This is a genomic window from Arthrobacter parietis (assembly GCF_039530425.1).
In the GTDB taxonomy this organism is placed as follows: domain Bacteria; phylum Actinomycetota; class Actinomycetes; order Actinomycetales; family Micrococcaceae; genus Arthrobacter_D; species Arthrobacter_D parietis.
In genome coordinates this window covers 265,788-287,032 of record NZ_BAAAON010000010.1, presented here as the reverse complement: position 1 = coordinate 287,032, position 21,245 = coordinate 265,788, and the positions used below count along the sequence as shown (strand labels likewise).

Annotated in this window: 19 protein-coding genes; 4 read left to right on the top strand and 15 right to left on the bottom strand. The window is 66.1% G+C overall.

Annotated elements, in window-relative coordinates; translation table 11 throughout:
- Positions 1-5: 5 nt before the first annotated feature.
- The 9 genes from ABFX19_RS16015 to argC form a co-directional block, all read right to left on the bottom strand.
- Positions 6-773 carry a maleylpyruvate isomerase family mycothiol-dependent enzyme gene (locus tag ABFX19_RS16015; protein ID WP_346028909.1) on the bottom strand — a complete coding sequence of 256 codons (768 nt, stop codon included), beginning with the start codon at positions 771-773 and terminating at the stop codon, positions 6-8.
- A 77-nt stretch (positions 774-850) separates the two neighbouring features.
- Positions 851-2,293 (bottom strand): argininosuccinate lyase, encoded by a 1,443-nt coding sequence (gene argH, locus ABFX19_RS16010; protein WP_346028908.1) that lies wholly within the window; start codon positions 2,291-2,293, stop codon positions 851-853.
- A 3-nt stretch (positions 2,294-2,296) separates the two neighbouring features.
- Entirely contained in the window at positions 2,297-3,499 is a 1,203-nt protein-coding gene (locus ABFX19_RS16005; protein WP_346028907.1) for an argininosuccinate synthase, read from the bottom strand.
- A 57-nt stretch (positions 3,500-3,556) separates the two neighbouring features.
- A complete protein-coding gene (locus tag ABFX19_RS16000) occupies positions 3,557-4,114 on the bottom strand; it encodes an arginine repressor (RefSeq protein WP_346028906.1) in 558 nt (185 codons plus the stop codon).
- Positions 4,111-5,058 carry an ornithine carbamoyltransferase gene (gene argF, locus ABFX19_RS15995; RefSeq protein ID WP_346028905.1) on the bottom strand — a complete coding sequence of 316 codons (948 nt, stop codon included), beginning with the start codon at positions 5,056-5,058 and terminating at the stop codon, positions 4,111-4,113. The genes ABFX19_RS16000 and argF overlap by 4 nt, the downstream gene beginning before the upstream one ends.
- Positions 5,055-6,359, bottom strand: a complete 1,305-nt coding sequence (locus tag ABFX19_RS15990; RefSeq protein ID WP_428831061.1) for an acetylornithine transaminase — start codon at positions 6,357-6,359, stop codon at positions 5,055-5,057. The genes argF and ABFX19_RS15990 overlap by 4 nt, the downstream gene beginning before the upstream one ends.
- Positions 6,356-7,267 (bottom strand): acetylglutamate kinase, encoded by a 912-nt coding sequence (gene argB, locus ABFX19_RS15985; RefSeq protein ID WP_277358732.1) that lies wholly within the window; start codon positions 7,265-7,267, stop codon positions 6,356-6,358. Before argB ends, ABFX19_RS15990 begins: the two co-directional genes overlap by 4 nt.
- A 50-nt stretch (positions 7,268-7,317) precedes the next feature.
- Positions 7,318-8,487, bottom strand: coding sequence for a bifunctional glutamate N-acetyltransferase/amino-acid acetyltransferase ArgJ (argJ, locus tag ABFX19_RS15980; protein WP_277358733.1), 1,170 nt, complete (start codon positions 8,485-8,487; stop codon positions 7,318-7,320).
- The gene (argC, locus tag ABFX19_RS15975; protein ID WP_346028904.1) at positions 8,484-9,515 is read right to left on the bottom strand and encodes an N-acetyl-gamma-glutamyl-phosphate reductase; all 1,032 of its coding nucleotides are present in this window, start codon (positions 9,513-9,515) and stop codon (positions 8,484-8,486) included. The genes argJ and argC overlap by 4 nt, the downstream gene beginning before the upstream one ends.
- 129 nt (positions 9,516-9,644) lie before the next feature.
- Between argC and ABFX19_RS15970 the strand changes: the two genes are divergently transcribed.
- Complete coding sequence (locus ABFX19_RS15970; protein ID WP_277358735.1) at positions 9,645-10,610, top strand: quinone oxidoreductase family protein; 966 nt, start codon at positions 9,645-9,647, stop codon at positions 10,608-10,610.
- 106 nt (positions 10,611-10,716) lie between these two features.
- Here the strand turns inward: ABFX19_RS15970 and pheT are convergent, their stop codons facing one another.
- Positions 10,717-13,257 carry a phenylalanine--tRNA ligase subunit beta gene (gene pheT, locus ABFX19_RS15965; RefSeq protein WP_346028903.1) on the bottom strand — a complete coding sequence of 847 codons (2,541 nt, stop codon included), beginning with the start codon at positions 13,255-13,257 and terminating at the stop codon, positions 10,717-10,719.
- 2 nt (positions 13,258-13,259) lie between these two features.
- Positions 13,260-14,339, bottom strand: coding sequence for a phenylalanine--tRNA ligase subunit alpha (gene pheS, locus ABFX19_RS15960; protein ID WP_346028902.1), 1,080 nt, complete (start codon positions 14,337-14,339; stop codon positions 13,260-13,262).
- A 162-nt stretch (positions 14,340-14,501) separates the two neighbouring features.
- Between pheS and ABFX19_RS15955 the strand changes: the two genes are divergently transcribed.
- Positions 14,502-14,993: a hypothetical protein gene (locus tag ABFX19_RS15955; protein WP_346028901.1), complete on the top strand. Its 492-nt coding sequence runs from the start codon at positions 14,502-14,504 to the stop codon at positions 14,991-14,993.
- Here ABFX19_RS15955 and pcp read toward each other — a convergent pair.
- On the bottom strand, positions 14,929-15,570 hold the full coding sequence (pcp, locus tag ABFX19_RS15950; protein WP_346028900.1) for a pyroglutamyl-peptidase I: 642 nt from the start codon (positions 15,568-15,570) through the stop codon (positions 14,929-14,931). The genes ABFX19_RS15955 and pcp overlap by 65 nt on opposite strands.
- A gap of 62 nt (positions 15,571-15,632) precedes the next feature.
- On the opposite strand from pcp, the gene ABFX19_RS15945 reads away from it, so the two are divergent.
- Positions 15,633-16,691 (top strand): Rv2578c family radical SAM protein, encoded by a 1,059-nt coding sequence (locus ABFX19_RS15945; RefSeq protein WP_346028899.1) that lies wholly within the window; start codon positions 15,633-15,635, stop codon positions 16,689-16,691.
- 42 nt (positions 16,692-16,733) lie between these two features.
- On the opposite strand, the gene ABFX19_RS15940 is transcribed toward ABFX19_RS15945, so the two are convergent.
- On the bottom strand, positions 16,734-17,183 hold the full coding sequence (locus ABFX19_RS15940; protein WP_346028898.1) for a (deoxy)nucleoside triphosphate pyrophosphohydrolase: 450 nt from the start codon (positions 17,181-17,183) through the stop codon (positions 16,734-16,736).
- Between the two features lie 30 nt (positions 17,184-17,213).
- Positions 17,214-18,776 carry an FG-GAP-like repeat-containing protein gene (locus ABFX19_RS15935; RefSeq protein WP_346028897.1) on the bottom strand — a complete coding sequence of 521 codons (1,563 nt, stop codon included), beginning with the start codon at positions 18,774-18,776 and terminating at the stop codon, positions 17,214-17,216.
- Positions 18,777-19,069: 293 nt separating this feature from the next.
- Between ABFX19_RS15935 and ABFX19_RS15930 the strand changes: the two genes are divergently transcribed.
- Entirely contained in the window at positions 19,070-20,296 is a 1,227-nt protein-coding gene (locus ABFX19_RS15930) for an MFS transporter (RefSeq protein WP_346028896.1), read from the top strand.
- Between the two features lie 41 nt (positions 20,297-20,337).
- Here the strand turns inward: ABFX19_RS15930 and ABFX19_RS15925 are convergent, their stop codons facing one another.
- On the bottom strand, positions 20,338-21,240 hold the full coding sequence (locus ABFX19_RS15925; RefSeq protein WP_277358744.1) for a TrmH family RNA methyltransferase: 903 nt from the start codon (positions 21,238-21,240) through the stop codon (positions 20,338-20,340).
- Between the last annotated feature and the right edge of the window lie 5 nt (positions 21,241-21,245).

The window sequence follows — 21,245 nt, the reverse complement described above, 5'->3', positions numbered from 1 at the left end:
AGTCCTCAGCCACGCGGCGCCATGGCTGACGGCCAGGGAAGGAGCTCGGGAAGGTCAACGCCGTCCGCCGCGGCGGTCGCGTTCAGCCCGCCCAGCGGTTTCCGACCTGCCAGCCAGGCGGCGATGTCCTGCAGGAGGCCGGTGACGACGACAGTGCGTGCGGGGGTTCCCGAACCGTTGAGGAGGGTGCGTGGTTGCTCCCCCAGCGGCTGAAGCTTGAGTGCCGTGCCTGCGGGGACCCGTGCTGTGAGGAATTCGAAAAGGTAGTGGCAGAAGGCGCTGTCCCAGTCGAGGGAGGTGCGTCGGAGGCCGAAATCGGAGGCGTGAATGACCAATTCCCGCCAGAGCGCGAGCGCGCCGTCGCGTACGGTGCCGTCCCGGTAGGAAATACGACTGTCCCACTCGCTGCCGGTCACGCCGGCAAACACCGCCACGGCGGTGCTGACGGCGTCGGTCAGGGTGTTAAGTTGCTCTTCTGCAGCGCGCTGTGCCCGCCGCTCGATGTCCCGGTTGCGGCCGTCGGGCCCGTCGTCGTAAAAATCGACGGTTTCACCGCGGGCGGCGAATTCGAGCTGACGCGTCATCGCCCGGCACACGCCCTCGACGTGGGCGATGACGAAGGCGCGATTCCAGCCCGGGAGGTCCGACGGTTCCGCGAGGGCGACGTCGCTGAGCCCGGCCGCTGTTGCCAGCAGTTCCCGGCCCGCGTCGGCAAGGAGTCCCGGAAGTCTCCGGGGATCGTGCTGGGGTGCTTCCGGCTGCGACGTGTTCACGGACATCCTCGGGATCGGGATCGGGTGGTTTGTCCCGAGGATACCCGCAACTTCCAGCGCTGTGCCTGTATCTGGAGCTAGGACAACGCCGGCGCCGATCGCGCCTGCGCCACCTGCTCGGCCAGTTCATCCAGCTGGCGGCGTACTGCAGCCGGGGCGGTTCCGCCCTGTGAGTCGCGGCTGTTCAGCGACCCTTCGACGGTCAGTACCTCCCGGACACCCGGCGTCAGCTGCGCGGAAATGCCGGCGTAGTCCGCGTCGGTCAGGTCCCACAGTTCGACGCCGCGGCTTTCAGCCAGCTTGACCGCTTCGCCGGAGAGCTCATGCGCCTCCCGGAACGGCACACCCTGGCGAACCAGCCACTCAGCCACGTCCGTGGCGAGAGCGAATCCGAGCGGCGCAAGCGAGGCCATCCGTTCGGTGTGGAACGTCAGCGTCGCGATCATGCCCGAGACGGCAGGCAACAGCACCTCGAGGGTGTCGACGGCGTCGAACACCGGCTCCTTGTCCTCCTGCAGATCCCTGTTGTACGCCAGCGGCAGCCCCTTGAGCGTGGCCAGCAACCCGGTCAGGTTACCGATGAGCCGGCCTGCCTTGCCGCGGGCAAGCTCGGCCACATCGGGGTTCTTCTTCTGCGGCATGATCGATGAGCCGGTGGAGAAGGAGTCATGCAGCGTGACGAAGGAGAATTCCTTGGTTGCCCAGATGATGACCTCTTCGCTGATGCGCGAGAGGTCAACTCCGATCATTGAGGCCACCCAGGCAAACTCCGCATACACGTCCCGCGACGCAGTGCCGTCGATCGAATTATGCGTCGCCGACTCGAACCCCAGCTCGGCAGCGACCGCCTCCGGGTCAAGACCGAGCGACGATCCCGCCAGCGCGCCTGAGCCGTACGGCGAGACCGCCGCCCGGCGGTCCCAATCCTGGAGCCGCTGCACATCGCGCAGCAGAGCCCAGGCGTGGGCGAGCAGGTGGTGGCTCAGGAGCACCGGCTGCGCGTGCTGAAGGTGGGTACGGCCCGGCATCGGCACCTCCAGGTGCTCCTGAGCCTGTTCCACCAGTGCGTCAATCGTGGCGAGGACGCCGCCGGCAATGATGCGGGCGTGTTCCCGCAGGTACATCCGGCCGAGCGTGGCCACCTGGTCGTTGCGGGAGCGGCCGGCACGGAGCTTGCCGCCGAGGGCCGGCCCCGCCCGCTCAATCAGGCCCCGCTCAAGCGAACCGTGCACGTCCTCGTCGGAGTCCGCCGGCACGTACGCGCCCGTGCGGACGTCGTCGTCGAGCGTGTCCAGGGCGGCCAGCATGCCGGCCAGCTCGGCGTCGTCGAGCAGGCCGGCACGGTGAAGGACGCGGGCGTGCGCACGTGAGCCGGCGATGTCATGACGGGCGAGCCGCCAGTCGAAATGCGTCGACTTGCTCAGCGCCGCGAGGGCGTCCGCGGGACCGCCGGAAAACCGGCCGCCCCATAGCGACCCTTCGTTCGTCCCGTGTGCGGCAGTACCGTGTGCCTCCGTCACCGTTCAGCTTCCTGCGCGCTGATCGCGGCCTGAGGCCACCTTGGAGGACAGCCCGAAGATTTCGATGAAGCCACGGGCCATCGACTGGTCAAAAGTGTCACCGGTGTCATAGGTGGCCAGGTTGAAGTCGTACAGCCCGACGTCGGAGCGGCGGCCGGTGACGGTTGCCCGCCCGCCGTGCAGCTCCATCCGCACGTCGCCGGACACGTGGCGCTGGGTATCGTCGATGAAGGTTTCCAGCGAGCGCTTCAGCGGGGAGAACCACTGGCCGTCATACACCAGCTCGGTCCAGCGCTGGTCAACGGTCTTCTTGAACCGGGCCTGCTCGCGTTCAACCGTGACGTTCTCCAGTTCGCGGTGGGCGGTGATCAGGGCCATGGCTCCGGGCGCCTCGTAAATCTCGCGGCTCTTGATACCCACCAGGCGGTCTTCGACAATGTCGATCCGGCCTACGCCCTGTGCGCCCGCGCGGCGGTTCAGTTCCTCGATGGCCTGCAGCGGCGTGACGGCGTGGCCGTCAATCGCCACCGGAATGCCCTCGCGGAAGGAGACGACCACCTCATCGGCCGCCGGTGAGAACTCGGGCGAATCGGTGTAGTCATAGACATCCTTCGTGGGGCCGTTCCAGATGTCCTCAAGGAAGCCTGTTTCGACGGCGCGTCCCCAGACGTTCTGGTCGATCGAGAATGGGTTCTTCTTGGTGGTCTCGATCGGCAGGCCTTTTTCCTCAGCGAAGGCGATGGCCTTGTCGCGGGTGAGTGCGAGGTCACGGACGGGTGCGATGCACTTCAGATCCGGGCCGAGGGTCTGGATGCCGACCTCGAACCGGACCTGGTCGTTACCCTTGCCGGTGCAGCCGTGCGCAACGGTGGAGGCGCCGAACTCACGCGCCGCGGCGACGAGGTGCTTGACGATCACCGGCCGGGAGATGGCGGAGACCAGCGGATAGGCGTCCATGTACAGGGCGTTCGCACGCAGCGTGGGCATGCAGTACTCGTTGGCGAACTCGTCACGTGCGTCCGCGACGTAGGCTTCCACGGCGCCGCAGCCCAGTGCGCGCTGGCGAATGGTCTCGAGCGATTCCCCGCCCTGTCCGACGTCGACGGCGACAGCCACCACTTCTGCTCCGGTTGCCTCGGCGATCCAGCCGATGGCCACCGACGTATCCAGTCCGCCTGAGTAGGCGAGGACAATGCGTTCAGTCACTTGGGTAGCTCCTCTTGTGTGTTGGGGTATTTCGGTGATGTGGAGAAAATCTGGTGTTCAGGACGCTTCGTGCGCGAACTGCAGGAATCGGGCAGCCACCTCGGCGCCGCCGGAAGGATCGCGGCTGACCAGCATAATCGTGTCGTCTCCGGCGATCGTACCGAGCACCGACGGCATGACCGAATGGTCGATGGCCAGCGCCAGGAAGTTCGCGGCTCCCGGCGGCGTACGCAGGACCACCAGGTTCCCGGATGCCTCGGCCGTCACGAGGAGCTCCCCGCACAGCCGGGACAACCTGCTGTCCAGGATTTCCTGCGTGACGCCGCTCTGCGGTGCCCGCCCGCCGCCTTCACCGGGCACGGCGTACACCAGTGCGCCGTCCTTACCACGGACGCGCACGGCTCCCAGCTCGACGAGGTCACGGGACAGCGTGGCCTGCGCCACCTGTAGACCGGCATCCGCCAGCAGTTCGGCCAGTTCAGACTGGGACCGCACCGACTGTGCGGTGAGCAGGGCAGTGATCCGGGCCTGGCGGGCGATCTTCGTCGTTGGCTGACCTGTCGGCTGACCAGGAGGCTGGCCGGCCGATTGACCTGGTGACGCCGCAGTAGTCACGAGCGCTCCATGAGCCACACCATGAGCGCCTTCTGCGCATGCAGCCGGTTCTCCGCCTCGTCCCACACAACAGACTGCGGCCCGTCGATGACCGCGGCGGAAATCTCGTAGCCGCGATAAGCCGGCAGGCAGTGGAGGACGACGGCGTCGGCCGCCGCCTGCGCCAGCAGCGCCTCATCAAGGGCGTACGGACGGAACAGCTCGAATCTCGCAGTCTTCGCGGCGTCGTCCTCGATCTCCTGCCCCATGGATACCCAGGTGTCGGTGGCAAGGACATCGGCCCCGGTTGCCGCCTCGCCTGCATCCGGGGTGATCAGCACCGAGCCGCCGGTTTCCGCGGCGCGCTTGTTGGCGGCGTCGACAATGTGTTGTTCCGGCAGGTAGCCCTCGGGACCCGCGATGCGTACGTGCATACCGGCGGTGACCCCGGCAAGCAGGTAAGAGTTCGCCATGTTGTTCGCGGCATCACCGAAGTAAGCGAGCGTGAGGCCTGCCAGCGCGCCCTTGTGTTCCCGGACGGTCAGCAGGTCGGCGAGCAGCTGGCACGGGTGATAGTCATCGGAGAGCGCGTTGATGACGGGCACGGAGGATGCCTCGGCCATCTCCTCGAGCCCGGCCTGCGCATAGGTGCGCCAGACGATGGTGGAGACCATCCGTTCAAGGACCCTGGCCGTGTCAGCGATGGATTCCTTGTGACCGAGCTGCGACTCGCCCGCACCGATGATGAGCGGCACCCCGCCGAGGTCCGCGATCCCCGTGGCAAAGGACACGCGGGTCCGGGTGGAGGTCTTGTCGAAGATCACGGCGACGGTCTTGCGTCCCGAGCCATCACCGGCATAGGCGGGGTTCGAGTACGGTGCCTTCTTCAGTTCAAGCGCGAGGTCGAGGACCTCGTTTTGTTCAGCCTGGGTGAGGTCGGTGTCGAGTAGGAAGTGGCGGGTCATTCGGATGCCTCCGTGGTCTGGGCTGCGTTGTTTCCGGCTGCGTTGTTTCCGGCTGCACCGCAGTTTCGTGCCGTCTCGAGGATCGCCGGCAGTGCATTGAGGAAGCTCTGTGCCTGGGTGCGCGTCAGGATCAGCGGCGGCGCGAGCCGGAGTGTGTGCGGCGTGGGCGCGTTGATGATGAACCCCTGGGTGAGGGCCTCCGTGACGGCGTCCGGGGCGTAGTCGCCGTCGAGGTCGAAACCGATCAGCACGCCCTCTCCGCGGACCTCGCTCACGCCGCTCACGCCGGCCAGCTTGCTGCGAAGGTAGCTGCCGACGTCGTTCGCGTTCTGCAGCACCGAACCCGCCTCAAGCGCGTGCAGGGTGGCCAGCGCAGCGGCCGTCGCGACTGGATTCCCGCCGAAGGTCGTTCCGTGCTGGCCCGGCGTGAGCAGCGAGGACACCTCACTACCGAATGTCACCAGCGCACCGATGGGGAAACCGCCGCCCAGTCCTTTGGCCAGGGTCATGGCATCAGGGGTGATACCGCTTGCCTGGTGCGCGAACCAGCGCCCGGTGCGGCCCACGCCGGTCTGTACCTCGTCCAGGATGAGCAACGCGCCGACTTCACTGGTCAGTTCACGTGCCTTGCGCAGGTAGTCGATGCTGAGCGGGCGCACGCCCGCCTCGCCCTGGATAGGTTCGAGGACGACGGCGGCAACAGACTCATCGAGCGCTGCCTCCAGCGCCGCGGTGTCATTGAACGGCAGATGCTCGACGCCGCCGGGCAGCGGTTCGAACGGCTCGCGGTACGCCTGCTTCGCGGTGAGGGCGAGAGCGCCCATGGTGCGGCCGTGGAAGCCGCCAGCAAGCGCGAGAATGCGCTTGCGTCCGCCGGCGCTGTTGCGGCGGGCGAGCTTGAAGGCTGCCTCGACGGCCTCGGTGCCGGAGTTCGCGAAAAACACCTTCGATCCTTCGCCGGCACCGGACAGGGACAGGAGCTTCTCGGCGAGCGCCACCTGCGTGGGGCTGGTGAAGAAGTTCGAGACATGCCCGAGGGTGGCCAGCTGGGAGGAAATCACCGACGTGACGAAGGGGTGGGCGTGGCCCAGCGCGTTGACGGCGATTCCGCCGAGGAGGTCGAGGTACTGCTTGCCGTCGGCATCCCAGACGTGGCAGCCAGCTCCGCGCACCAGAACGCGCTGCGGCGTGCCGAAAACACCCAGCACGGCGTTCGAATAGCGCTGCAGCCATTCTTTCCCCTGTGCAGGGTCAATGAGCGCCGCTGCCGATGCGGATTCGAGGGCGGTTTCCTTGGTCACAGTGCTTCGTCCTCGTCCGGCACTACCTGTGTGCCTATTCCAGCGGCCGTGAAAATCTCAAGCAGCATTGAGTGCGGCAGTCGTCCGTCGACGATGTGCGCCCGCTCCACTCCCCCGTCAACGGCCTTGAGGCAGGCGGTCATCTTGGGAATCATCCCCGATTCCAGTTCGGGCAGGAGGCCTCGCAGATCGGCAGCCGTCAGTGAAGAAATCAGGCTCGTGCGGTCCGGCCAGTTGGAGTAGAGACCTTCGACGTCGGTAAGGATGACGAGCTTCGACGCACCGAGCGCTTCGGCGAGCGCCGCAGCGGCGGTGTCGGCATTGACGTTGAGGACCTGTCCCGTTCCATTGCCTGTGGAGTCAGTCTCGGGTGCCACGGTGGAGATGACCGGGATGCGTCCTGCTTCGAGGATGTCGAGGATTGCGGCCGGGTTGACTCCGACCACTTCGCCGACCAGCCCGAGGTCAACTTCCTCGCCGTCCACTACGGTGCCGGTCCGGACGGCCCGGAGCAGGCCGCCGTCCTCACCGGAGAGACCAACGGCATAGGGCCCATGGGAGTTGATGAGGCCGACCAGTTCACGGCTCACCTGGCCGGTCAGCACCATGCGGACAACATCCATGGCTTCCGGGGTAGTGACGCGCAGGCCGCCCTTGAATTCCGAGGTGATGCCAAGCCGGTCCAGCATCCCGTTGATCTGCGGGCCGCCGCCATGCACCACGACGGGGCGCACCCCGGCGTGGTGGAGGAACACGATGTCCTCGGCGAAGGCACGGCGCAGCTCATCGTTGACCATGGCGTTGCCGCCGTACTTGATGACCATGGTGGTGCCGGCGAACCGCTGGATCCAGGGAAGCGCCTCGATCAGGGTTGCCGCCTTGTCCTGGGCGGCGTTGAGAGTGTTCATTTTGTCCTTCGACTCGGCGTCTGCAGCGGCAGCATCTTCACCTGAAAAGTTCAGCTCGAGTAGGCCGAGTTTTCATGCACGTAGTCGTGCGTGAGGTCATTGGTCCAGATTGTGGCCGATTCGGAGCCGGCGTTGAGGTTGATCTCGACGGTGACCAGGCGGGCGGTCAGGTCGACCAGTTCCCGTGGTTCACCGATTCCGCCGTCGCGGCAGATCTGCACCGCGTTGATCGCTACATCGAGGCGATCGGGCTCGAAAACGGCGTCGGTGGTGCCGACGGCCGCCAGGACCCTGCCCCAGTTCGGGTCGTTGCCGAAAATGGCAGCCTTGAAGAGGTTGGACCGGGCAACGGCACGACCAGCGGTTTCGGCGTCTTCCTCGGTGGCTGCGTTGATGGTCCGGATCGCGATGGTGTGGCTCGCTCCTTCCGCATCCTCAATGAGCTGATGAGCCAGTGAAGAGCAGACGCCGGTGAGAGCTTCGGTGAACTGGGCCGGATCCGGACGGACTCCGCTCGCGCCCGAGGCAAGCAGCACCACCGTGTCGTTGGTCGACATGCAACCGTCCGAGTCAGCGCGGTCAAAGGTGACTCGGGTTGCGGCACGCAGCGCGGTATCGAGGACTGCAGCGTCCAGGACGGCGTCAGTGGTGAGGACAACCAGCATGGTGGCGAGGCCCGGCGCAAGCATTCCAGCACCCTTTGCCATTCCGCCGATGGAGTAGCCCTCGCTCGGCTCATCCTGCGTGGCGGGGTAGGTTGCGGTCTTGGGCACCGAGTCAGTGGTCATGATTGCCTCGGCCGCAGCCCGGCCGCCGCCGTCGGACAGGTGTGCGGCTGCCTCGTTGACGCCCGGCAGCAGCTTGTCCATGGGCAGCTGTTCTCCGATGAGCCCGGTGGAACAGACGAAGACATCGCTGGCTGAGACGCCAAGCGCCTCCGCCGCGAACTCCGCGGTGCGGTGCGTGTTCTGAAAGCCCTGCGGCCCGGTGCAGGCGTTTGCACCACCGGAATTGAGCACGACGGCATCCACCCGCCCGTCCGAGACCACCTGACGCGACCAGTGAACGGGCGCAGCGGCGACCCGATTGGAGGTGAAAACCGCCGCTGCCTGGTGGTGCGGACCATCATTGATGACGACGGCGACATCCCGTGCCCCGGTCGACTTCAGTCCTGCCGCCACGCCTGCTGCGCGGAATCCCTGCGGTTCGGTAACGCTCATGGTGCAACTCCTGATCCGGTGAGGCCCGTGATCTCCGGCAGACCGAGGGCAATGTTCATAGACTGCACCGCACCACCGGCAGTCCCCTTGGTGAGGTTGTCGATGGCACAGCTGACGACGACCCGGCCGGCATGCTCGTCGAAAGCCAACTGGAGCTGCGCAAAGTTGGACCCGAGGACGGATTTGGTGGCGGGCCACTGACCAAGCGGCAACAGCGTGACGAAGGGTTCGTCGTCGTACGCGGTTTCCCACGCCTCACGCAGCTGCTCAGCGGTGGTACCGGGTGTGACCCGCGCAGTCGCCGTCGTCAGGATGCCGCGTGACATCGGAGCGAGGGTCGGTGTGAAGGAGACCGTGACCGGCGCACCGGCAGCCCAGCCCAGCCCCTGCTCCACCTCCGGGGTGTGCCGGTGGCTGCCGCCGACTCCGTATGGGCTCATCCCGCCCATCATCTCTGAGCCGAGCAGATGCGATTTCAGCGCCTTGCCGGCGCCGGAGGCACCGGAGGCAGACACAATGACGACGTCTTCCGGATGGAGCAGCCCCGCAGCGAATCCCGGGGTGAGGGCCAAGAGTGCGCTGGTCGGGTAGCAACCGGGGACGGCGATGCGGCGGGCGTTCCGCAACGCGTCGCGGGCACCGGGCAGCTCCGGAAGTCCATAGGGCCAGGTGCCGGCATGCTCGGAGCCGTAGAAGCGGTGCCAGGCGTCGGCGTCTTCGAGCCGGTGGTCAGCTCCGGCGTCGATGACCAGGACTTCCGGCGGCAGCTGTGCGGCCACCTCGGCGCTGGCTCCGTGGGGCAGGGCGAGAAAGACGACATCATGCCCGGCGAGGTTGGCGGGATTGGTTTCCTCAATAATGCGGCCAGCGAGGGAGTGCAGGTGCGGCTGCACCTCGCCCAGCCTGCTGCCGGCACTGCTGTGGGCGGTGATCGCGCCTATCCTCACCTCGGGATGGGTCGAAAGCAGGCGCAGGACCTCGCCTCCGGCATAGCCGCTTGCTCCGGATACCGCGACGGAAATATTCATGCGATTCATCGTACAGCAAACCTATTCACTGGTGCACATATTTATCCAATAGGTACTGGTGGTCGGAATGAGTTCACCACGGGACCGGTTGCACGCAGTAAGAGCACACCGATGAGAGGAAGCACTGACATGCCCATTGCCATTGTCGCTGAGCGCGCCGGAGGACCCGAGGTCCTCAAACCCGTGTCCATCGAACGGCCTGCACCGTCCGGTTCGCAACTGTTGGTCGGGGTCGCCGCGGTCGGGGTGAACTTCATTGAGACGTACCAGCGTGCCGGGATCTATGCGGTTGAGTATCCGTTCATTCCGGGCGGTGAGGCAGCCGGTGAAGTCATCGGGATAGGGCCGGAGGCCCACGGCTTCTCGGTTGGCGACCGGATAGCGTTCGCCGAGGGTTCCCGGTCCTACGCGGACTACACACTCGTTGATGCGGACAGGGCACTGCCGGTGCCCGACGGCGTGGACCTTGAGACCGCCGCCGCGCTTCCGCTGCAGGGAATGACGGCGCACTACCTGGTGAATTCCACGTACCCGGTACAGCACGGTGAAACTGTGCTGACCCACGCGGGGGCCGGCGGAACGGGGCTCCTGTTGACGCAGATGCTCAAAGCCAAGGGAGCCCGGGTCATCACAACAGTCTCGACCGACGAGAAGGAAGCACTGGCGCGGGAGGCGGGAGCCGACGTCGTACTTCGCTACGAGGGCTTCTCGGAGCGGGTGCGGGAGCTGACCGACGGCGCGGGTGTGGATGTGGTCTATGACGGAGTGGGCAAGGCGACCTTCGACGGGTCGCTGGAGTCACTGCGCGTGCGCGGGATGCTGGTCCTGTTCGGCGCTGCATCCGGGCCGGTTCCCGACTTCAATCTGCAGCGGCTGAACAGCTCCGGTTCGCTCTATGTGACGCGGCCGAGCCTCGCCTTCTATCTGCGGTCCGCCGAGGAGCGGCGCTGGCGGGCAGGAGAGGTCTTCGGCGCGGTTGCTGACGGATCGCTCACCGTGAGGATCGGTGCACGTTACCCGTTGGCTGACGCCGCGCAGGCGCACGAGGACCTCCAGTCGCGCAGGACGACGGGCAAACTTCTCCTCGTCCCCTGATCCCGCGCGCTAAGTCCCCCAACCCGCGTTCATTTGTCAGGACACACCCCTTTTGGCTGTCCATAGGGGTGTGTCCTGCACATTCAACGCGCGGATTCAACACGGGTCAGCGGCGCTGCACGGCTCCGTGGCGCTCGGCTGCGAGGTGCACGGCCTGGTCGCGGGCGGCGCTCGCCTCATCTGCGGTCAGGGTGCGGTCGGTGGCGCGGAAGCGAAGACCGAAGGCGAGTGACTTCTTGCCGTCGCCAATCCCCTGTCCTGAGTACACGTCGAACAGGTGCACCTCCTCCAGCAGTTCACCGGCGCCTTCGCGCAGCGTGGCGAGAACCTCATCGGCCGGCAGACCCGCGTCCACCACAAGGGCTACGTCCTGCGTGGTCGCGGGGAAGGTCGAGAGATGCCGGGCCACGATGACGTCCGGCGCGGCGTCGAACAGCAGGTCTGCGTTGATTTCCAATGCAACCGTGCGCGGCGGCAGGTCCTGCGCGGCGACCAGCTTCGGATGCAGTTCTCCCGCGTAGCCGAGCTCCTCACCGCTGCGCAGACTGATGCGTGCGGTGCGTCCGGGATGGAAGGCCCGGTGCTCACCCTGTTCGATCACGAGGTCGACGCCGACGACGTCAGCCATCAACCGGACGGTGTCGAGGGCGTCCGCCCAGTCCCAGGCACGCGGAGAGTGGCCGGCTGCAGCCGGTGAGTCCTTGCCGAAGAACACGGCGGCGATAGTCAGCGGCTGCAGCGGGAGGCCGTTGTACAGCGTCTCGAGCGTCGCGTCGTCGGGCAGGGCTCCGAGCGGCGGGATGGTTGCGGTGCCGAGGGTCTCCTGCGGCAGGAACACCAAACCGGCCTCGAAGAGCGCCAGATCGCGGAAGCCGCGCGAGGAGTTCCGCTTGGCCACCTCGATCAGGCCGGGAAGGATGGAGCGCCGCAGGTAGCCGAATTCGGCACTCAACGGGTTGGCCAGCTTGACGGCGGGTCCCGTTCCCTCCGCTGCGCCGAACGTGTCGTTGGCCTCCATTGAAACAAAGGGATAGGACAGCACTTCGGTCAGCCCTGCGCCGGCGAGCGCAGCCAGAACGCGGCGCCGCTGCTGCTGGGTGCGCGTGAGGCCGCGCCCGGGAGGAGCGACCGGCAGGCGCGACGGGATCTGGTCGTAGCCCACCAGCCGGGCGATTTCCTCGGCGAGGTCGTCTTTGATGGTCAGGTCCTGACGCCAGCTGGGGGCGGTAACCTGCCAGCCGCCGTCGTACTCCGCCACGTCAGCACCGAGGTCGGTGAGTGCACCGACCACCTGTTCCGGCGCGAAATCCATACCGATCCGTTGCGAGGCATAGCCGGCCGGCAGGTCGATCAGGATGGGTTGGGGCGCGGTTCCGACGTCGGTGATCGATGCATCGGCGGTACCGCCGGCAAGCCTCACGAGCAGGTCCACGACGCGCTGGGCCGCGACATCGGCAACGTGCCAATCCACCCCACGCTCGAAGCGCTTGGACGCCTCCGACGGCAGCTTGTGGCGGCGGCGTGCGCGGGCGATTGACACCTCGTCGAAGTGTGCGGACTCCACGAGAACGTCCGTGGTGGAGTCCGAGACCTCCGTGGCCGCTCCGCCCATGACGCCGGCGATGCCGATGGCGCCCGAGCCGTCAGTAATGAGCAGATCCTCAGGGTGTAACTCACGCTTGCGGTCATCGAGGGTCACGATGGTCTCGCCGGCGTTGGCCCGGCGCACCACAACCTCACCGGTGAGCCTGGCGACGTCGTAGCAGTGCGTCGGCTGGCCGAGCTCGAGCATGACGTAATTCGAAATGTCGACCGGCAGCGAGATGGATCGGATGCCCGCCAGGCGCAGCCTCGAGACCATCCACTGCGGCGTCGGCCGGGTGGCATCCACGCCGCGCACCACGCGGGCCACGAAACGGTCGCAGCCGGCATTCCCGTAAATGGGAGCCTGGTCTTCCAGCCGCACCGGGTACCCTGCGCCGTCCGCCGGATCGACGACGACGGCGGCAGCCGGGTCGGTGAACGCCGACCCCGTGGCGTGGGCGTACTCACGCGCGATCCCCCGGATTGAGAAGCAGTAGCTGCGGTCGGGGGTCACATTGATTTCGGCCGCCTGGTCATAGAGTCCCAATAACTCCATGGCGTCCGATCCGACCTCCGGGTCCAGCCCGAGAGTGGACAACACGAGGATGCCGTCGTGGTCCTCACCGATTCCCAGTTCACGAACGGAAGCAATCATCCCGGCAGACACATGGCCGTAGGTCTTGCGTGCGGCAATGCGGAAATCGCCGGGAAGCACGGCGCCGGGAAGGGTGACCACCACCTTGTCACCTTCGACGAAGTTGTGTGCGCCGCACACGATTCCCTGCACGCCGGACGGGTCGATGCCGTCCGCGGTCAGGGTCTGCTCAGCGCCCTCGGGCACCACACGGACCTGGCACCAGTTGATGGTCTTACCGTTGGTCTGCGGCTCTTTCTCGACCGAGAGCACCTGTCCCACCACGATCGGCCCGGAAAGGGTATCGGTGGGACGATGGACGGCCTCTTCCTCCAGGCCGACCTTCACCAGTTCGGCCATGACGTCTTCGGCGGATGCCTCGCCAGGAACCTGTGCGTACTCACGCAGCCAGGACAGTGGTACTCGCACGGTTAGATCTCCATCCCGAAGTGCTCGCTGAAACGTACGTCGCCCTCAATCATGTCCCGCATGTCGCCTACCTCGTTGCGGAACATGAGGGTGCGCTCGATGCCCATGCCGAACGCGAATCCCGAGTACACGTCAGGATCGATGCCGGCGGCTCGGAGCACGTTCGGGTGCACCATGCCGCAACCGCCCCACTCAATCCACTGGGGGCCGCCCTTGGCACCCGGGTGCCAGATATCCAGCTCGGCGGAGGGCTCGGTGAAGGGGAAGTAGTTGGGGCGCAGGCGGATGCCGGCATCATCGCCGAACATGAGCCGGGCGAAGTGTTCGAGCGTTCCGCGCAGGTCCGCCATGCTCAGGCCCTTGTCGATGGCCAGGCCCTCGAACTGGTGGAACACGGGAGTGTGGGTGGCGTCCAGCTCGTCCGTGCGGAACACCTTGCCGGGGCACAGGACATAGATGGGAACCTCGCGCTCGAGCATCGCTCTCACCTGTACCGGTGAAGTGTGGGTGCGCATCACCAGGTGCGCCTCGGGCGGCTCAACGAAGAAGGTGTCCTGCATTTCGCGCGCAGGGTGATCGGGTTTGAAATTCAACGCGTCGAAGTTGAACCATTCGGATTCAACCTCGGGCCCTTCGGCGATTTCCCAGCCCATGCCGACGAAGATGTCGCTGACCCGCTCCTGGAGGATGGACAGCGGATGCCGGGCCCCAGCACGACGACGGCGCGGAGCAGCGGTCACGTCGACTGCCTCCTCCACGAGGATGCGCGCGTCGCGCTCAGCTTCCAGCTCGGTTGCCCGGGCGGCGAGTGCCTGGTTGATGCGTCCGCGGGCGGGGCCGATGTTCTTTCCGGCGGCGGCCTTCTGGTCTTTCGCGAGCGAGCCGATCTGCCGGTTCGCGAGGCTCATCGGCGACTTCTCGCCCGTGTGGGCAAGCCGTACCGATTTGAGCTCGTCGAGGTTCCCTGCGGCGGCGATCTCGCTGAGCGCGCGGTCAACCGCGGCCGCGATGGCGTCGGCGTCCAGGGGATCCGGGGCGGCGGCGGTGTCCGGAGCGTCCGCGGGTGTGGTGGGTTCAGACATGAGTGTGCTTTTACCTTGGTGTCGTGAGCGCGATGGGTGCCGGCGGCACTGATGATCCAGTACTCCGGCGGCCTTGCCAGTCTAAAGGACCGTTGGCGGGTGCCCCGAATGGCCCCAACCACGCCCGGGCATGTCCTGCACCATATCTTTAGACTTGGGCCTATGCATCGCCGCGACCGCCTGCGCTCGGCACTCAACTGGATGAACGGATCTACGCTGCTCGGCCTGGCCGCCGCGAAGCTGGTGGGCTGCGAGCTCCGCCCCGCTTCCCGCGGCCTCATCTTCGCGCATCACTACTCCCCCCGGCTGCCGAAGGCGTCTGCGTTCACCGTGGGAAACGTTGTGCTGTTCCGTGCGGGACCGGAAGTGGTGGCCCGGAGACCGCGGCTCGTCGAACATGAAGCACGCCACTGTACGCAGTATGCGTTGTGCTTCGGCCTGCCGTTCCTGCCGGCCTACTTTCTTGCCGCGGGGGCGTCCTGGCTCCTCACTGGTGATCCGGCGTCGCGCAATGTCTTCGAACGCGGGGCCGGTCTCCAGGAGGGCGGCTACGTGGAGCGCCCGCTACGCGCCGCGCTGACCCGGCGTGTCAGTGCTCCGCGCCGGCTGCGATCCTCAGATCCGCTCCGGAGTCGGCACTCGTCCGGGCAATAACAACCAGCGCGCGGGCCATCTCCCCGATCGGCATCCCGGACGCGCCGTGAGCCTGTGCCTGTTCGGTCGAGAACGGCACATGGATAAAGCCGCCGCGCGGCGCACCGTCACCGTGGGCCAGTAGATCCATGAGCCCGTAGAAGACGTGGTTGCAGACATACGTGCCGGCCGTCTGGGACACCGCCGCGGGCAGCCTGGCCTCCACCAGCGCCTGCAGGCTCCGCTTGAGCGGAAGAGTGCTGAAGTAAGCCGCTGGCCCGCCGGCGCGCACGGCATCGTCCACCGGCTGGTTGCCCGCATTATCCGGAATCCGGGCATCATCGACATTGATCGCGATCCGCTCGAGAGAGACTTCCGACCGGCCTCCCGCCTGCCCCACGCACAGCACCAGCTGCGGCTGGTGAGCACGAACGGCATCAGCAAGCACATCGATGCTTGCGCCGAAGACGCAGGGCAACCGAACCGCTACCACCGCCTCGCCCTCATCCGCCAGGATGGCTGCGGCCTGCTGAGCCGCCTCCCAGGAGGGATTGACGGTTTCGCCGCCGAAAGGCTCAAAGCCGGTGAGCAGGATCATTTCACCAGCCTATCCCTCCGGCCTTTCCGCAATTCAATAGGAACGTATGTTCTAATAAAAGAATGCGATGGGATGCGCAAAAAACGACGACGACGGTGGCCGCTGCCGGAGAACCGGAGCCGCTGGTGCCGCTCGCCGGGCTTGTGCGGTCCGTTAGAACCCCGGAGTTCGCGGGCATCACCTTCCACGAGGTGCTGGCCAAATCGGCCCTGAACCGAGTCCCGGAAAGTTCGGGAATGCCGTTCTCGTGGACCGTCAACCCCTACCGTGGGTGTTCGCATGCGTGCGTGTACTGCTTCGCCCGCAAGACCCACAGCTACCTCAACCTGGACACCGGTCTCGACTTCGACTCGCAAGTAGTGGTCAAGACCAACATCGGCGAGGTCCTCCGGCGCGAGGTAGCCAAACCCTCCTGGAACTGCGAACACGTGGCGATGGGCACCAACACCGATCCCTACCAGCGGGCCGAAGGACGGTACCGGTTGATGCCGGGCATCATCCGTGCGCTCGCAGACAGCGGTACACCGTTTTCCATTCTCACCAAGGGGACGCTGCTCAGCCGGGATCTTCCGCTACTCAAGGAAGCCGGCACCCAGGTCAGCCTCGGCATGGGAATTTCGCTTGCGGTGCTCGATCCCGAGCTTGCCCACACGGTGGAACCGGGAACTCCCACCCCGCGCGCACGCCTGGACCTCATCACCAGGTTGCGGGATGCGGGTCTGCCCTGCGGCGTCATGGCCATGCCCATCCTGCCGTGGCTCACCGACAGCGATGAAGCCCTGGACGCCTTGTTCGCAGCCCTCGCTGCGGCGGGCGCCACGGGTGTGTCCGCCGGAGCACTGCACCTGCGTCCGGGAGCCCGTGAGTGGTACATGGAATGGCTGGCCAAAAAACATCCCTCGCTGGTCGGACGCTACCGCCGGCTCTATGGCGGAGGCACTTATGCCTCCGGTGAATACCGCACCTGGCTCTCGAAACGCGTGCAGGTGCACCGGCGTCGTCATGGGTTGTCTGCCGGAGCACGCTTCTTCCGGGAGGAAGCGGGAGCAGGTGGGCACGCGCCGTCGTCGTCGGCATCGCCCGTACAGGGGGTGTCAGCAGCCGAGCCCACGCTCTTCTGAGCCGAACTTCCCGCGTCTGCGCCCGGCTACCCTCTTCTGCTCCTAAGTCAGATCTTCGACCGGAACCACGGTCTCGAGCAGAGCATCAACGATGGGACGGTCCGCAGGGATCCACGGAAGATCCCGGAGCTCGCCGGTATCCCTGAGACTGACCCAGCGGAGCTCGTCGTGGTCCTGCAATGCGGCCGGTATGCCGGCGGTGATGACCGCCAGCCACACCCGCATTCCTGCTGAGGCATTCAGCGGCCAGCCGTCGGGATCAGGGCCGACGAGTTCAGCCCCGACCTGCACGTCCACGCCCAACTCTTCGCGCACTTCACGCTGGACCGCCTCCAAGTCATCTTCGTCCGGCTCAACCTTGCCGCCGGGGAACTCCCACTGCCCGGCGAACTGCTCCGGAGCGCTTCTGCGCGCTGCGAGCAGTTTGGACGGTGCAGTGAGCGAATCAACAATGGCGGCGCCGACAACTTGTGTGCGCTGGGTATCGGTCATCCAGCCAGTCTAGGGGCGCAGAACGACGGCTTAGAAGATGGCGTTGATTCCGTTCCAGCCTGAGCCGAGGGGACTGCGCGAAAGGAAGCCGGACCTGCCGTTGCCCGGGTACAGCCAGAGTGCACCGCTCGAATCACGTGCGGCGATGTCAGCAATTCGGTCACCGTTGAGGTCACCCGTTCCAACGATCGCGGTCATCGAGTTCCAGCCATGCCCGGCGCGGACCCGTGGCAACCATCCGCCCGCACCGTTACCCGGGTAGAGCCAGAGGATGCCCGCGGCATCGCGTGCGAGGACGTCGCTGGTCCGGTCGCCGCTGAAATCGCCCGGCGTGATGATCGCGGTTATCGAGTTCCATCCACTTCCCACGAGGACGCGCGGCAGCCAACCACCGGAACCATTCCCCCGATACAGCCACAACGCACCCGTGGCCCGTTCGCGTGCCAGCAGGTCCACCCGCTGATCACCGTCGAAATCCCCAGGTGCAGTGATGCTGCTCATTCCATTCCAGCCATGGCCCACCTGTACACGCGGCAACCAACCGCCGGTGCCGTTCCCCCTGTAGAGCCACAGCACCCCGGTAGCTGCTTCGCGACCGATCACATCTGCGGGGCCGTCGCCGTTGAAGTCGCCGAGTGTCTCCAGCGCGTTGAAGATCCCCCAGCCATTGCCGATCTGGATTCCGGAGTTCAAACGCCCGGCACCGGTTCCGGCATACAGTCTCAGCTCGCCGGTCGCGCCGACGCGGGCCAGAATGTCGTTACGCCAGTCCCCGTTGAACTCGGCGGTGGAGCCGGTCAGCGTAGAGGCCGGGATGGGCAGCGCAGTGAAGTTATACGGTTCGCACGTGCGGTCATAGTCACGGACATCGTCATACCACTGGGAAATGTAGACACGGCCGGCGGAGAAGCTGGGTGGAAAGCACCTGTCGAGTGCTTCGGTCGGGTAGTCCAGCCTGCCTGCCGTGGCCCAGACAGGTACGCCCGTCAACCGCCATTGGCCAACGATTTCCTGCCAACCGGCGGCGTAGGAGTAGAAACCGTAGGCGAATCCAGCGTCACGCAATCCGCGCATGAGCCCTTCGACGACGTATCTGTTGTCCAATCGTTGGGCGGCGGTTGCAGCCGGCCATGGTTGGGCAGGGCGCGGTTCAAGATCGATCCACACCACCGGCGGGCGGAATCCGATCCGAGTGAGGCTCTGAACGGCGAAGCGGGCCTCCGAATAGCCAACGTTGGAAAGCCGCCCGGCGTGCGTTGTGGACGACCACGGCCCCTGCCCGCCGTAGGTGGTGAGCTGGGCCGCAGTCGGGTAGGTGGCCATGGCGTAGCCGTGGGCCGGCTTGGCGTTGGTGCGCGCCCAGGTTACCTGGTCTGCAAGGCACGGGTTTTCGGTGAAGGCAAGCCCGCGGGTCAGGCCGATGATGACAAACTGGGATGCCGGCGGCGGAAGAGGCAGCCCGAAGCCGCCCTGCGCCGTCGAACACTGTGGCCAGGAAACGTCATGACCGAAAAGGGGCGCCGCGTGAGCCGCGGGAACGGTAGCTCCCAGCATGCCCACAATGAGGCTGAACGTCAGAAGGCAGGTGGTCAACAGCCGGTGGACAGCCGAAGGCGGCGCGGGCGACCCGTAGTCAGATGATCTCCGGAACGAATACTGAGACGTTCCGGGGGAAATTGCTGGTTCAGGGGATGATCCATCCATGGCTCCGCGCTCCTCGTGCCGGTCCAATTTTAGAGCCGACTGCCGTACTTTGCACCGCCCGGTTCGGGATCTTTTTGGCATCGATCCAATCTCGGACCCGTAAAGTGAAAGGTGCAAGAAGTCCCTGCTCAACGATGCGCGGCCACATAACCGGCGCCGCTTAGGCGCTTCCCGTCGTCGAAATGAGTCCCGTGCCTGCAATGCCCGCCGAACGACCAACGCACACCCTTGTCCTGGCGATTCTCGCCCTGGCGGTGGGTGGCTTCGGGATCGGCACTACCGAGTTCGCCATCATGGGGCTGCTGCCCAGCATGGTGGATGACCTCGGCGTGGATATCCCCGCGGGCGGGCACGTCATCTCGGCGTACGCGCTGGGAGTCGTCGTTGGTGCTCCCCTGCTCTCAACGCTCGGTGCCCGGCTCCCGCACAAGCGGGTAGCGCTGGCACTGATGGCGCTCTTCACCGTAGGGAACCTCTCCTCCTACATTGCCCACGACTACGGGTGGCTCCTGGTCTCCCGATTCATCTCCGGCTTGCCCCACGGGGCCTTCTTCGGAGTAGCCGCGGTCATCGCCGCATCACTGTCCTCGCCGACGCGGCGTGCCCACGCTGTTGCGATGGTCATGATGGGACTGAGCATTGCCAACGTTGTGGGAGTGCCTTTTGCGACCTGGCTCGGGCAGCAGTTCGGGTGGCGGACCATGTTCATCCTCGTAGGGTTCATCGGCATCCTCGCGCTGCTCCTGATCGCCCGCTTTGTACCCCATCAGGACGTACGCGACGGCGCGAGCATCACCCGGGAGCTGGGGGCACTGAAACGGGGACAGGTATGGATGACCCTGCTGATCGGCACGGTCGGTTTCGGCGGATTCTTCGCTGTGTACACCTACATTGCACCGACCATGACGGAAGTGGCCGGTGTCTCCGAAGCTGTGCTGCCGATCGTCGTCGCGCTCTATGGTCTTGGCATGGTCGCAGGCAACGTCGTAGGCGGGCGACTCGCCGATATCTCCGTATTGGGGACCATCTACTGGGTGATGGGAAGCATCTCGGTGTGCCTTCTGCTTTTCGCCGTGGCGGTGCAGTGGGCACCGACGGCCCTGCTGTTCGTCTTCCTCGTCGGGGCGATCGGATCGGCTCTGATCCCCTCGCTGCAGGTGCGCCTGATGGATGTCTCCCCCGACGCTCCGTCGCTGGCGTCTTCCATGAACCACGCGGCGCTCAATACGGCGAATGCGTTGGGCGCGTTTCTCGGCGGCGCGGTGATCGCGCTCGGCTGGGGCTACACGGCACCGGCCCTGGTGGGTGCTGTGCTTGCGGCCTTCGGTCTGGGAGTGGCGTTGATCAGCGGTCGGATGGACCGCGCCGCCACGGCTCCGGAGAAGCCGGTTCTCGCCGCCTCCCGCTGAGCTTTTGGCCGCCTCCCGCGGACCCGACGGAAGAAAGCCGTCTAACCGCGCTGAGCCCGGGCGGACGCGTAGAGGCACACAGTTGCTGCGGTACCGACATTCAGGCTCTCAGCGCTGCCGTAAATGGGTACTGACACCCGGTGGCCGGCTGCCTCCAATACTTCCGGCGCCAATCCCTGCGCCTCGTTGCCGAAAAACCAGGCTGTGGAGGCCTCCAGGAACGGCTTCCGTGCGTCCTGCTCATTTACACTAAGGGACGACGGCGCCAGCCGCCTGGCCGCACTCGCGTCCTGAAGCTCGTCCAGGTTCCAGTCGCCGTAGCCGTCGGCCGCCAGCACCGTGACGGAATGACCGGCAAGCGCTGTCAGCAGGTCCCGGGTATCGACGCCGACCACCACGGGCAGATGGAAAAGGGAACCCACAGTCGACCGGACGGTCTTCGGGTTGTAGACGTCCACGCTTCCGCTGGTCAACACCACAGCGTCAGCGCCGGCGGAGTCGGCGGCACGGAGGATAGTCCCGGCATTTCCGGGATCACGAACCTCCACCAGGACGGCAATCAGCCGCGGACTGCGCTCAAGCACCGACGCCAGCGACGAGTCGATGAAACGGCAGACTGCGAGGGCACCCTGCGGCGTGACGGTTGAGCTCATAGCTGCAAGCACCTCGGCCGTCACCATCCGCGGCGGAACCACAGCACCGAACTCCGGGTAGCGCGCCAGGGTCTCAGCCGTCAGATACACGTCCTCCACGACGCCGGCTCCCCCGGCCAAACGGCGGGCCTCGTGGAGGCGCAACGCTTCGCGTACAGCCTGCGGACCTTCGGCGAGGAAGGATTCCTGCCGCTGACGCGCCGAACGCCCCGCAAGCTTCGCTACCTCCCGGACCCGATCTGATCGGGGATTGGTCAGTAGCTGTGCCTGGGGGCGTTCGGATGTATTCATGGATT

What these genes read in the sequence shown, in the direction of transcription:
- argF (WP_346028905.1), bottom strand. Translation starts at nt 5,058, where the DNA reads ATGACCCGCCACTTCCTACTCGACACCGACCTCACCCAGGCTGAACAA.
- argB (WP_277358732.1), bottom strand. Translation starts at nt 7,267, where the DNA reads ATGAACACTCTCAACGCCGCCCAGGACAAGGCGGCAACCCTGATCGAG.
- argJ (WP_277358733.1), bottom strand. Translation starts at nt 8,487, where the DNA reads ATGAGCGTTACCGAACCGCAGGGATTCCGCGCAGCAGGCGTGGCGGCA.
- argC (WP_346028904.1), bottom strand. Translation starts at nt 9,515, where the DNA reads ATGAATATTTCCGTCGCGGTATCCGGAGCAAGCGGCTATGCCGGAGGC.
- ABFX19_RS15970 (WP_277358735.1), top strand. Translation starts at nt 9,645, where the DNA reads ATGCCCATTGCCATTGTCGCTGAGCGCGCCGGAGGACCCGAGGTCCTC.
- pheS (WP_346028902.1), bottom strand. Translation starts at nt 14,339, where the DNA reads ATGTCTGAACCCACCACACCCGCGGACGCTCCGGACACCGCCGCCGCC.
- ABFX19_RS15955 (WP_346028901.1), top strand. Translation starts at nt 14,502, where the DNA reads ATGCATCGCCGCGACCGCCTGCGCTCGGCACTCAACTGGATGAACGGA.
- pcp (WP_346028900.1), bottom strand. Translation starts at nt 15,570, where the DNA reads ATGATCCTGCTCACCGGCTTTGAGCCTTTCGGCGGCGAAACCGTCAAT.
- ABFX19_RS15945 (WP_346028899.1), top strand. Translation starts at nt 15,633, where the DNA reads ATGCGATGGGATGCGCAAAAAACGACGACGACGGTGGCCGCTGCCGGA.
- ABFX19_RS15940 (WP_346028898.1), bottom strand. Translation starts at nt 17,183, where the DNA reads ATGACCGATACCCAGCGCACACAAGTTGTCGGCGCCGCCATTGTTGAT.
- ABFX19_RS15930 (WP_346028896.1), top strand. Translation starts at nt 19,070, where the DNA reads ATGAGTCCCGTGCCTGCAATGCCCGCCGAACGACCAACGCACACCCTT.
- ABFX19_RS15925 (WP_277358744.1), bottom strand. Translation starts at nt 21,240, where the DNA reads ATGAATACATCCGAACGCCCCCAGGCACAGCTACTGACCAATCCCCGA.